The sequence below is a fragment of the Gottfriedia acidiceleris genome (assembly GCF_004138285.1).
Taxonomy (GTDB): domain Bacteria; phylum Bacillota; class Bacilli; order Bacillales; family Bacillaceae_G; genus Gottfriedia; species Gottfriedia acidiceleris_A.
This window is the reverse complement of the sequence record NZ_SCFN01000005.1, coordinates 699,116-710,465: the sequence shown is the minus strand read 5'-3', so window position 1 is coordinate 710,465 and position 11,350 is coordinate 699,116. Positions and strand designations below refer to the sequence as shown.

The 11,350-nt window shown below is 32.0% G+C and carries 12 protein-coding genes; 2 read left to right on the top strand and 10 right to left on the bottom strand.

Features of this window, described 5'->3' with window-relative positions:
• Window positions 1-412 precede the first annotated feature (412 nt).
• A complete protein-coding gene (gene kapD / locus EP747_RS11875; RefSeq protein ID WP_129690140.1) occupies window positions 413-1,033 on the bottom strand; it encodes a 3'-5' exonuclease KapD in 621 nt (206 codons plus the stop codon).
• 241 nt (window positions 1,034-1,274) lie between these two features.
• Here kapD and EP747_RS11870 point away from each other — a divergent pair, with 241 nt between their 5' ends.
• A complete protein-coding gene (locus EP747_RS11870; RefSeq protein WP_129690138.1) occupies window positions 1,275-3,146 on the top strand; it encodes a transglycosylase domain-containing protein in 1,872 nt (623 codons plus the stop codon).
• 51 nt (window positions 3,147-3,197) lie between these two features.
• Here EP747_RS11870 and EP747_RS11865 read toward each other — a convergent pair whose 3' ends face one another.
• From EP747_RS11865 to EP747_RS11835, 7 genes are all read right to left on the bottom strand, one after another.
• On the bottom strand, window positions 3,198-3,755 hold the full coding sequence (locus EP747_RS11865) for a DUF5366 family protein (protein ID WP_129690136.1): 558 nt from the start codon (window positions 3,753-3,755) through the stop codon (window positions 3,198-3,200).
• A gap of 291 nt (window positions 3,756-4,046) precedes the next feature.
• On the bottom strand, window positions 4,047-4,433 hold the full coding sequence (locus EP747_RS11860) for a PaaI family thioesterase (protein WP_025671788.1): 387 nt from the start codon (window positions 4,431-4,433) through the stop codon (window positions 4,047-4,049).
• A gap of 213 nt (window positions 4,434-4,646) precedes the next feature.
• On the bottom strand, window positions 4,647-5,108 hold the full coding sequence (locus EP747_RS11855; RefSeq protein ID WP_129690134.1) for an SRPBCC family protein: 462 nt from the start codon (window positions 5,106-5,108) through the stop codon (window positions 4,647-4,649).
• A gap of 3 nt (window positions 5,109-5,111) precedes the next feature.
• Complete coding sequence (locus tag EP747_RS11850; protein WP_235832826.1) at window positions 5,112-5,759, bottom strand: 3D domain-containing protein; 648 nt, start codon at window positions 5,757-5,759, stop codon at window positions 5,112-5,114.
• An 84-nt stretch (window positions 5,760-5,843) separates the two neighbouring features.
• Complete coding sequence (locus tag EP747_RS11845) at window positions 5,844-6,161, bottom strand: YuiB family protein (RefSeq protein ID WP_268895631.1); 318 nt, start codon at window positions 6,159-6,161, stop codon at window positions 5,844-5,846.
• Window positions 6,162-6,255: 94 nt separating this feature from the next.
• Entirely contained in the window at window positions 6,256-6,735 is a 480-nt protein-coding gene (locus EP747_RS11840; protein ID WP_129690130.1) for an NUDIX domain-containing protein, read from the bottom strand.
• A gap of 186 nt (window positions 6,736-6,921) precedes the next feature.
• Window positions 6,922-8,139, bottom strand: coding sequence for an NAD(P)/FAD-dependent oxidoreductase (locus tag EP747_RS11835; protein ID WP_129690128.1), 1,218 nt, complete (start codon window positions 8,137-8,139; stop codon window positions 6,922-6,924).
• Between the two features lie 408 nt (window positions 8,140-8,547).
• Between EP747_RS11835 and EP747_RS11830 the strand changes: the two genes are divergently transcribed.
• Window positions 8,548-9,537 carry an NAD(P)/FAD-dependent oxidoreductase gene (locus EP747_RS11830; protein WP_129690126.1) on the top strand — a complete coding sequence of 330 codons (990 nt, stop codon included), beginning with the start codon at window positions 8,548-8,550 and terminating at the stop codon, window positions 9,535-9,537.
• Window positions 9,538-9,849: 312 nt separating this feature from the next.
• Here the strand turns inward: EP747_RS11830 and EP747_RS11825 are convergent, their stop codons facing one another.
• Complete coding sequence (locus EP747_RS11825) at window positions 9,850-10,203, bottom strand: HesB/IscA family protein (RefSeq protein ID WP_098565754.1); 354 nt, start codon at window positions 10,201-10,203, stop codon at window positions 9,850-9,852.
• Complete coding sequence (dapF, locus tag EP747_RS11820; RefSeq protein WP_129690124.1) at window positions 10,204-11,070, bottom strand: diaminopimelate epimerase; 867 nt, start codon at window positions 11,068-11,070, stop codon at window positions 10,204-10,206.
• Window positions 11,071-11,350: the final 280 nt, after the last annotated feature.

Sequence of the window (11,350 nt, the reverse complement as noted above, 5' to 3'; positions counted from 1 at the left end):
GTGATTTTTAGTTGATAGATAAATCTTTTAACTAACTTACAAAATTAAACTATCTTCTTTTTTGACGATCAATCTTTGTAAAGATCTGTATGTCGTCATCATAAGTTACAATTTGATTAATAAAGGGTAATTCATTCGTTCAATTGACTATTCGATTTTTTTAAGATTAATACTTTTTTATAAAGAACTTGATTGGAACGAAAGGGTGCTCGACTCCTATGGGATTAGCGGGAAGGCTGAGACCCCGCAGGCGCAGACGAGGAGGCTCAGGTCTCGCCCCATGGAAAGCGAGCACCCTGTAGTGGAAATCAATAAGACACAACTTACTTATCAATGATACATCCAACAATTTAATTAACAAATTACTCTTTCAACAAAATAAAAAACCAACTGATTTAAAATCAATTGGTTTTTAGTATGAAGATATTCTTTTCTTTAATAATGAAAAATCAATTAAGTCTCCTAGAGTCGCTGGTGCAGGTTTTTTCATATATTGCTTATCTTTTTCTACTAATTTATAAATATGATATGTTGTTAATGCATCATCTAGTGCTTTGTGGTGATTTCCAGTTCCATCTTTTCCATACTCTTTCATTGCGTTCCAAAGGCCAGTTTGATTTTGGTTACCGAAGAAAGTTTTATACTCAAGACATAAATCTCTTACTTCCCCATGTATTGGGAATGAAATATTCGCAGCCTCGCAATTATGTTTTAATACTCTCATATCCATATTGCCCCAAGTAATTACCGTGGTTCTATAGTTTTTAGTCGCTTCATTTAATATTTCTCCAAGTTCTTTTAACTGTATTCCATGATCAACATTCTCTTGAGAAATATTTAGAAACCTTTTACATCTTGAGGATAACGTTGGAAATTGCAGCGGTTTAACAAAAGAAGAATATGTTTGATTAATCTCATTATTAATGACACTTACAAAACCAACTTCAATGATTTCCGGAAAAAATTTAATTCCTTTTGATTTTCCATCGGGCATTGTAAATTCAAAATCAATAAACAGGAACTGCTCTTTCATTTCCTCACCTCCAGAAAAATAAATTTTCTGATTTTTACTTATTGTCTTATATGATTAACGAATATTCAAGTAAGACAAATTTCCTATTTTCAACTTTATTCCTTATTTTATTAATACAACCAATTTGTGTAAAAAATAACATAAGATACCCATCAAGATGAAAAATCGTGTTAAAATAATATCGTTCGTTTAATTAATTCATTAAACGAATTAATAAATAGAAAGTATATAGAGGGCTATTATGAAAAAAATTATTGGATTTATTATTATTATAATAAGCTTTCTTGTCTTTTATTTCACATCTCAGCAAGCTATGATGGCATATGAGACCTCAAAACATATTCCCAAAAAGAAGGTAGAAGAACTACCTGTTGTTTCTTTATCACAGAACAGTGTTTTTTATGATCGAAATAATAATCCTTTTTATATTCCTGCTTCTGGTGATAATAGAATTAATTTAAAAAGCGGTGATATTCCGCAACTAGTAAAAGATATCTTTATTTCTACCGAAGATCGATATTTTTATTCACATAAGGGTATTGATTTATTTGGAGTTGCTAGGGCATTTATGGTGAATGTTTCGAATAGTGGAATAGAACAGGGAGCTAGTACAATTACACAGCAACTTGCAAGAAATTTATATTTAACTCAAGCGCGTACAGTCGAACGAAAAATAAAAGAGATTCAAATCTCTTTACAACTTGAAAAGCAATACTCTAAAGATGAAATTTTAGAAATGTACATTAATACAATTTATTTTGCAAATCGAAACTATGGAATTGAAGCTGCAAGTAAAGCATACTTTAGTAAATCGGCAAAAGATTTGAGTATTGCTCAAACAGCTTTCGTATGTACAATTCCAAATAACCCAACTTTATATGATCCTTTGAGAAACTTTAATAATGCTAAAAAGCGTCAAGAAAGAATTTTAGGCATACTTAGAGATCAGGGGAAAATCACTGAACAACAGTATACTGCTGCCATGAAAGAAAAAATCACGCTAAAGAAAGATAGTAAAACACAGGAATATCCTGATTACTATTCTTACGTCGATTCTGAACTGAAGAGTATTTTAGCTGGTAAAAAAGGAAAATTTAATACTAGCAAACTATCAGCAGCACAACAAACTGAATTGAAAAAATTAAAAACTGTTCAAGAAAGAGCATTATATTTACAAAATCAAGGCTTAAAAGTCTATACAAGCTTAAATCCATCTGTACAACAAGTGACAGTCAGTGCAGTTAACCGAGGTACACTTTCAACAAATACGCAGGGCGCTGCAGTTGTAGTAAAAAATGATACCCATGAAATAATTGCAATTTCTGGGGGAAGAAACTATGAACCTCACAATCTAAATCGAGCATTCCAATCATATAGACAGCCAGGTTCAACAATTAAACCATTACTAGTTTATGCGCCATATATTGAAACGTTTGGTGCTACTCCAGATACGAAAGTAAACGCAGATAACTACTGTAAAGGCACGTATTGTCCTAAAAATGATAGTAAAAAAGAGTACGGGGATGTAACTATACGTACTGCTATGCAGAACTCATATAATACAGCTGCAGTTCGATTATATGAGCAACTTACACCACGTATAGGTTATTCATACTTAGATAAGTTTGGTTTTAGAACGATTACCAATGAAGATCGTGTAGAGCTAGGTCGTGCTCTTGGTGGCTTCAATGTCGGTATGTCACCATTAGAAATGACAGATGCATACTCTACATTTGGAAACAATGGGGTATTCTATGAAAATACCGCTATAAAAAAAATCACGTTAAGAGACGGTACAGTATTATACGATAATGAACCTAAAGCAATTCGAGTATACAATCCATCAACGAACGAAACAATGAGAAGCATGTTAAACTCTGTCGTAAAAGATGGTACTGCTAAACATATCTATATGCCGTTAAACTATATTGGCGGTAAAACAGGTACGACTAACGATAATACGAATCTATGGTTCATGGGATTAACTTCAAATTATACAATTGGTACGTGGATTGGTAATGATAAACAAAGAATTCCAATTCCAAAAAACTATTCTTATCCACCTACTCAACGGATTTGGCAAAATATCGTTGTGAATGGCCAATTATATTAATCTATAAACAAAAAAGTAGCACTTTTGAGATAATCAAAAGTGCTACTTTTTTTAAAATGGCATTGAAGTTTTAAATTTAGCTAAAACTGTAAAAGCGCCATATACTACTCCGCTTCCTACTAATCCCCAAATGATTAATTGGATCATTATAAAACCAATGACCCCTACAATTGTATAGTTAGATTTTTGCTTAATTAAAAATAAAATAAAAAATGCAATTACTGATACTAGTAAAATAATAGCAATATACACTATAGATTTATTTAAAAAGATAGCAATTAATCCACCTATTAAAAAGACGAAAGAATATTTCTTGGTTGCTAATAAGTCTACGCCTTCATTATCCTTTGAAAATAGTAGTAACGCAAATTGCCAGATCATATCAGAAATTAATTTGAATCCACTCAAAACTAAATAGAAAAGAAATGCAATACCTAGAAATGTAAGAATTCTAATTTCCTTCTCTGGAAGTAGATCTGTAAGTGGTTGTAGAATACCAGATACTGATAAAAAGTTTATAGTCATTTGAAAGAAGTTTAATGTAATGGCGACCGTAAACATAATAATTGATAAAAGTGCATTAAAGCCTGTGTAATATATATTTTTCATCGAATGTCTCCTTTCTTCTCTATCTCAAGAAATTTCTAATTCATTCAAAAATTCTTATATAGAGGATGTCTCACTTATCTTCGAAATTTTATATACACAACTTAATTATTTTACCATAAGTTTAAGATAAAATTGATGAGTTTCTATTTTTTCTTTATAGAAAAAATCATTTCATATTACATTTTAATATTTAAGAAACCAGACTCATCAAATAACCAAGTGTCTTTCAATTGATATCCAAGGTCATAAAAAAACTGCTAAATTACAAATGTAATTTAACAGATTTTTAAGTTAATTTCGTTTATCTTTAATCGCTACTGTACATCTCGATATACAAACTAACTGCTCATCCTCGGAATAAATTTTTATATCCCAAACCATTGTCGTTTTACCTGTATGTACTGCAGTTCCGATTGCTGTTACGACACCGTCACGAACAGAACGTAAATGATTTGCGTTTATTTCAAGGCCAAAAGCAAGTTGATTCTCTTGATCAATCATCGAAAACGTCCCTACACTCGCAACTGTTTCAGCTAAAGCAACTGAAGCGCCACCGTGTAGATAACCAAACGGTTGATGTACTTTTTCCGTTACCTCCATTTTCATCACTACTTTGCCTTCTTCAACAGACTCTATCGTCATGCCTAAAGCATGCATTAAGGTCATTTTCTCTTCCATTACTCCTCCACCTCTCGATTAAAGCTTACCCACTTTAAAAAAATCTGTTTTGGTAAAACTTGTTTAAACAAAAGAATATGTTTAACAAAGTTTATTTTATTATAAAATTTTACTTATTTTAAATTCGAGATAATGAAAAGATTTTCCTTTTATTCAAATAAATATCTAATTAACGTTGTAAACCCCTTGCTATTAAATGCAAGGGGCATGTTTTTATAGTACACCATCAAATCGTTTTTCGGCATATTTTTTTAAACTACTCATTTGTTTTACTAAAATTCGTTTTGTGAACCAACTGTATATGAAGCCCGTCATTTTAGCTACTACTGAAGACATTTCCAAGCTACATTCATAATCTAAGCGGGTTTGATTTGATTCAACAGAAAAAAAGCGATAGACCGCATCGGCCGTAAAATTAGTATGCTTTAATCGAATACCTAATTCTTTTGGTGGGCTATAGGAAATGATTTCGCCATCATATTCTTGAATTTCCCCATCTTCTTCTAACTTTTGCTTAAACTTATGACCAATTGGTTTTTCTCTGTTAAAATTTTCGTCATACTTATTCTCTATAAAACCTTCCATCCACTTTTTTAAATGCTCATCTGAATCAACAACTTCAAAAACAGCCTCAATTGGTGCACTAATGATTAAGCTATAATTTATTTTTTCCATAATCTATTCTCCAATTTGATTCTTTGATTGCTGCCTAAATACTTGTAACGAGTTTTGTTCATTCAATTCTTTTAGATCTGATTCAGTAAATCTTCCTGACCCCTGCTTTATTATATAAACTGTTAATTTCTTCTTTCCCCAATGCTCAAATACATCTCCAACAGTTTGAAAATATAAATCCAAATGATTTCCTTTTACTGCTGCACCTTTATCTGCTACTACCCCATATCCATACCCAGGAATAAATAATACCGTTCCTATCGGAAATACGTTTAAGTCAGCTGCAATGGTTGAAAATAAGTCCCTCTTTACTTCTACACCTGAATAAGTAATTCCATATGAATGGTCTTTAGGACTTTTCCCTGTCGATTCCCTTCCAGCTGTATATCCAGTTGCTGTAACTGTTACCTTTTTATAATTATTCCAATTCGTATTATGTTCGATGTTTTTTGCCATCGTAATCATTATGCTCTCATTTGTGATCGTTTTATTTTCTTCAGCAAATACTTTATTAATTGCAATTGAATCACTAAACCAGCCTTTTATTGTAGCGACTTGAATATTTGCAAGGATTTTTAAAGAAGAAAACAAAGCTATAATGATTAAAATAAATAAAATAACTCGTCTAAATAATTTTTTATTTATAACCAATGAATCACTTCACTCCTTTTCATCTTTTCATCTTTCCCTAAAATAAAAAAATTATAAAAAAAAACTCTCTCATACATGAGAAAGTTAGAACATTTGATATCCATTTTTTCTTAATGAAAGGATTACTACTCCTGACATAATTGCCCCTACTAAACCAGCTGTTAAAATAACAATATCACCAGTTCCTACTGACATTAGGTTTGTTTTTAATGTCTCAAAAGCTGCAGTAGTATTAGTAAAATATTTTATCGTACTAATCTTGTCCACAATCATAACGATCAATAGTGGATAGATTACTACCATAAACCAAGTTGTTCGAAAAAGCATATTTGCTAGGAAACCGATTCCAAAAGCTAATACGAAAAATAACAATATTGAAATTAGTAAAACTGGAATACTCATCACCATATAAAAAACACCCCACATTTTTTCTATATACAGTGTAAAACCTTCTTGTCCTATCGTCAATTTTAAAAAAATTCAAATTATTGAAAAATCACTTAATAAAGTGATATGTAGTATATTGGAATTGATCTCCTGGGTTTAAACCTTTAACCACATCCATTGGTTTATTCGGAGGATATTCAATTAAGTATTTAATTAGTAATGAAGATGTAGGATCCTTTATTAGCTCTTCTTCAGAAATAAAACGTGCATCTGATAACTCTTCTTCTTGAATCGAAATCGTTGTATCATCTGCCTGTAATAAGAAAATTAACATATTATCACTAATTTCTTCGCGAATAACGCCCGTTCTAACACCTATTAAGCCGATTAAGGTTGCATTTACGCCCGTTTCTTCTTTAATCTCTCTTAATACTGCTTGGTCAACAGTTTCATCTTGTTTTACAAAACCTGCTGGTAAAGACCATAAACCTTTTAAGCCACTATATTTTTTCTTTACTACTAACCATCTTCCGTTAGAATCTTTCACTAAACCAGCTACTCCTAGCCACACATTGCTTCTTTTACTCATCTATTATGACCCCTTTACGATAAAGAAAACTCGTCGATTGGCGAGCCTTTAAGCGAAGACAGAGGCGTAGTTGCATTTATACTTAATTCCTAAAATAGGCAACTACGTCAAGTTTTCTTCTCCGCTGCCATTTTATAATTTCTAAATATACAAAGAAAAAGCCCGACTTAAGTCGAGCTAATTTGCTTATAGAAAGTTTAATTTACCTTTTTTAAGAACTAACATTGGTCCGCCAAGTAAGAATAAGTAACGGTTATCGATTACTTTCTTCATAAATGAAGCTTTCCAACCAGTTAATTTTTTACCGTAAACTACACCAATTGCATCATCATGTCCTAATGAACATACTGTACCTTTAATGTCCGGTGTAAACTCTTCAAGTTCACCTTTTCCACGAACTAATACAGCTAAGTTGTATGCAACGTTAAATCCTTGTTGGATTGCAATTTGTGCTGTTGGTGGGTACGGACGGTTACTTGATTCGTCAATTAATAAAGCAGAATCACCAACGATAAATACGTCATCATATCCTGGAACACGCATATCTTTTGTAACTTTTACACGTCCACGCATAGCTTCGAAGCCAGCTTGCTCTACTAAAGCATTACCACGTACACCTGCAGCCCAAACAACAGTTGCAGAGTTGATTTTCTCTTCTACATCACCTTTAGCAACGATGATTCCATCTTCAGTACATTCTTTAATAGCTGTACCAATTTTGAATTCTACGCCTTTTTTCTCTAATTGAGAAACCGCATAGTCAACTAATTCAGGATCAAAACCTGGTAATACCATTGGAGCAGCCTCTACGCAAATAATACGAACTAAATCACGATCGATATCATATTCTTTGCATAATTCTGGCACACGGTTTGCAAGTTCACCAACAAATTCGATACCTGTAAATCCTGCACCACCAACGATAATTGTTAATAACTCATCGCGCTTTTCAGCTGGTGTATTGTAATATTTAGAGAAGCTATAATCAATATGCTCACGAATTTGACGAGCAGCATTGATGCTTGCAATTGAGAATGCATGTTCTTTTAAACCTTTAATTCCAAATGTTTCTGACTCAAAACCAAGTCCAACTACTAAATAATCATAGTTTAATTCACCGTTAGAAAGAATAACTTTCTTTTCTTCTGGTTTAATTTGAGTAACAGTATCTTGGATAAAGTTAACTTTACTTGGATTAATCACGTCTTTTATATCAAGGCGTGTACGGTCATGATGTAATGTACCTGCCGCATTTTCATGTAACCAAGTCGTTTGGTAGTGGTAACTATTTTTATTTACTAGTGTAATGTCCGCTTCATTTGCAGATAATGTTTTTTGAAGTCGAGTTGCAGTAATAATTCCACCGTACCCAGCTCCAAGGATTACAATCTTAGGCTTATTCATGATATACATACCATCCTTTTAAATTATATTAAGTACTTCCAATTTGCTATACTATTTCTAAATTTATAACTAAGCTCAATAGTGAGCAATCTAATTCATTATAACTTAGTACATTAGTGAGCAAACTATTAGAGTATTTGTCTAAATATTTCGTAATAATTGTCACAAAATGTTAACAATTAGCCTATAACAATATTAAAGTTTTTTGTGTAAGATTTCAAGCATAAATCTAATCGGTAGAATTCTCAAAATATTAAGCTAAATTGATTATTTTTGATCCACACCCCAGTTTTATTTTAGAAAATCTCTACAATAATTTAATTACCTTTTTTTATTTTAACGGAATAAAATTATGATATTATTCTATTATAGATGACATTCATTTATACATAAGGGGGATATTCCGTTATGAAAGACGAAAAAGTATATGATATTACGATTATTGGTGGAGGACCAGTTGGTTTATTCACTGCTTTTTATGGTGGAATGAGACAAGCTAGTGTAAAAATAATTGAAAGCTTACCACAGCTTGGTGGTCAATTATCTGCACTTTACCCTGAGAAATATATTTATGATGTAGCTGGCTTCCCAAAAGTCCGCGCTCAAGAGTTAATTAATAACTTAAAAGAGCAAATGAAAAAATTTAATCCTACCGAATGTTTAGAGCAATCAGTTCAAACAATTACTAAAGGTGAAGATGGAGTATTCCATTTAGTTTGTAATGATGGTTTTGAGCATTATACAAAAGCTATTATCATCACTGCAGGAAATGGTGCATTCCAACCACGTAAACTTGAAATCGAAGGATCTGAAAAATTTGAAAAAGCAAACTTACATTACTTTGTAGATGATATGAATAAATTTGCTGGTAAACGAGTTGTTGTTTTCGGTGGCGGAGATTCTGCTGTAGACTGGTCATTAATGCTTGAACCAATCGCTGAAACAGTAACACTAGTTCACCGTCGTGATAAATTTAGAGCTCATGAGCATAGCGTTGAAAATTTAATGAACTCTAAAGTAGAAGTAACAACTCCTTGGGTTCCTGTTGGAATCGTTGGTCAAGAGCGTATTGAAAAAGTTGTACTTCAAAATGCAAAAACTGAAGAGCGTATTGAAATCGAAGTAGATGATGTAATCGTTAACTATGGTTTCGTTTCTTCTTTAGGACCAATTAAAAACTGGGGCATAAACATTGAAAAGAATAACATTGTTGTTAATTCACGCATGGAAACAAATATTCCAGGTATTTATGCTGCTGGAGATATTTGTACGTATGATGGAAAAGTTAAGCTAATTGCTTCTGGATTTGGTGAAGCACCAACAGCAATCAACCATGCTAAAACATATATTGATCCAACTGCGAAAGTACAACCAGGTCATAGTTCTTCAATGTTCTAAAATATAAGATTTTAATTATAGGGACTCTCTTTTAATGGGCAGTCTTTTTTTAACACAATTTGTGATACATTGAACAATGTACAACATAATTCGTGAACCATTTCACAACCAACTTCATAAAAAATCAATTCAAATTTTTATCTACACTATATAATAGTACACAACTTCAAAAAAGATTCAATAATTTAGCCTGAATTTGTAAAAATATTAACAAATAAGAATTTGGCCTAGTTTGTTTGATAGAAAAAATAGGATACAAAAGTATCCTATTTTTGTGTAATAAAAAATTTCTTTCAAAATTTGTTTGCTGAATTAGCACTCTTCAGGTGTACCAGCATTCGTAGCTGTTCTAAAGCTTGAACCGCATCCACATGATGCGATTGCATTAGGATTTTCGATTGTAAATCCTCCGCCTAGTAATGACTCTTTAAAATCAATTACAACTCCTTTTAAAATCGGTGCACTTTCATTATCAATTAAAAACTTAATGCCATGATATTCTAATTCCGTGTCATCATCATTTTTTTGTGGATCGAAACCAAGTCCATATGAAAGTCCAGAGCAACCTCCACCTTTTACACCTAAGCGCACAAAAGTATTTTGATCTTCTTCGTTCTCAATCATTTCTTTAATTTTTAAACCTGCTTGTTCAGTAACTGTAATCATCTATTTCACTCCTCTTTGAGTATAGTATATGCCTTCTGTTATTGTAACTGCTGGGCCTTTCATCCATACATTCCCATCAGTAGACCAAGTAATTTGTAAATCTCCACCTTGCAGGTGAACAGTTATCGGTTCATCTCGTTTATATTTACCTTCTTGTATCATTGCGACTGCTGCAGCACAAGCACCTGTTCCACAGGCTTGAGTTACACCTGAACCTCGCTCCCATACAACGAAATTTATCTCATTATGCGGCAAACATTCGATAAATTCAACATTTACGCTTTCCGGAAATAATTCATGTTTTTCAACAATTGGACCTAAAGTTGTTAATGGTGCCTTTTTTATATCACTTATTTCAAAAACAGCATGTGGATTTCCCATCGAAACTGCTGAAAATTCATAGCTTTTTTCTTCAAATAAAATTCTGTCCTTAGCATATTCCTGGTCATCACCAATCATTGGGATTTGTGATCTTTGGAATATTGGTTTACCCATATTTACTGTTACTTGATTAACAATATTATTTTCAACATGTACTGTTGCTTTAACAATTGTACTTATCGTTTCAATCTTAAATGAAGTATTATTTGCAATACCATGTTCAAATGCATATTTAGCCACACATCTTAGACCATTACCACAATTTTTAGCTTCTGATCCATCATTATTAAATACTCTCATTTTTACATCTGCAACTTCTGATGGACAGATTAATATCATTCCATCACTACCAATTCCAGTATTAATATTTGAAACTTCAACTGCAAGTTTAGAAAGTTCTTCTTCTCTTAAATTTTCTTCAAACATATTTACATAAATATAGTTATTTCCTAATCCATGCATTTTTGTATAACGAAAAGAATTCATTTTCATGACTCCTTACTTTTTTTATTAATATAAGTATAAAATTTAAATGAATTGAGCACAATAAGAACATCCCCCGTTTCTCGATATAGAAACATTTTAAGAGCTTCACTTAGGTGAATGCTCATTTTTTTTTGCATTAATATTCCTAAATAATTAAAAATAGTGTACGTAATATAAACAGTATTGGTTAATGTAATTAATCTAAAGAATAGTAATTTTACCCTATTGAAATGTTTAAATTAGTGAATGATCGAGGGGGTAAAGCGGATTATGAGGAAGA

Excerpts from the sequence above, each read along its gene's own strand:
- kapD (WP_129690140.1), bottom strand. The coding sequence starts at position 1,033 with ATGAAAGAGCAGTTCCTGTTTATTGATTTTGAATTTACAATGCCCGAT.
- EP747_RS11870 (WP_129690138.1), top strand. The coding sequence starts at position 1,275 with ATGAAAAAAATTATTGGATTTATTATTATTATAATAAGCTTTCTTGTC.
- EP747_RS11865 (WP_129690136.1), bottom strand. The coding sequence starts at position 3,755 with ATGAAAAATATATATTACACAGGCTTTAATGCACTTTTATCAATTATT.
- EP747_RS11860 (WP_025671788.1), bottom strand. The coding sequence starts at position 4,433 with ATGGAAGAGAAAATGACCTTAATGCATGCTTTAGGCATGACGATAGAG.
- EP747_RS11855 (WP_129690134.1), bottom strand. The coding sequence starts at position 5,108 with ATGGAAAAAATAAATTATAGCTTAATCATTAGTGCACCAATTGAGGCT.
- EP747_RS11845 (WP_268895631.1), bottom strand. The coding sequence starts at position 6,161 with ATGAGTATTCCAGTTTTACTAATTTCAATATTGTTATTTTTCGTATTA.
- EP747_RS11840 (WP_129690130.1), bottom strand. The coding sequence starts at position 6,735 with ATGAGTAAAAGAAGCAATGTGTGGCTAGGAGTAGCTGGTTTAGTGAAA.
- EP747_RS11835 (WP_129690128.1), bottom strand. The coding sequence starts at position 8,139 with ATGAATAAGCCTAAGATTGTAATCCTTGGAGCTGGGTACGGTGGAATT.
- EP747_RS11830 (WP_129690126.1), top strand. The coding sequence starts at position 8,548 with ATGAAAGACGAAAAAGTATATGATATTACGATTATTGGTGGAGGACCA.
- EP747_RS11825 (WP_098565754.1), bottom strand. The coding sequence starts at position 10,203 with ATGATTACAGTTACTGAACAAGCAGGTTTAAAAATTAAAGAAATGATT.
- dapF (WP_129690124.1), bottom strand. The coding sequence starts at position 11,070 with ATGAATTCTTTTCGTTATACAAAAATGCATGGATTAGGAAATAACTAT.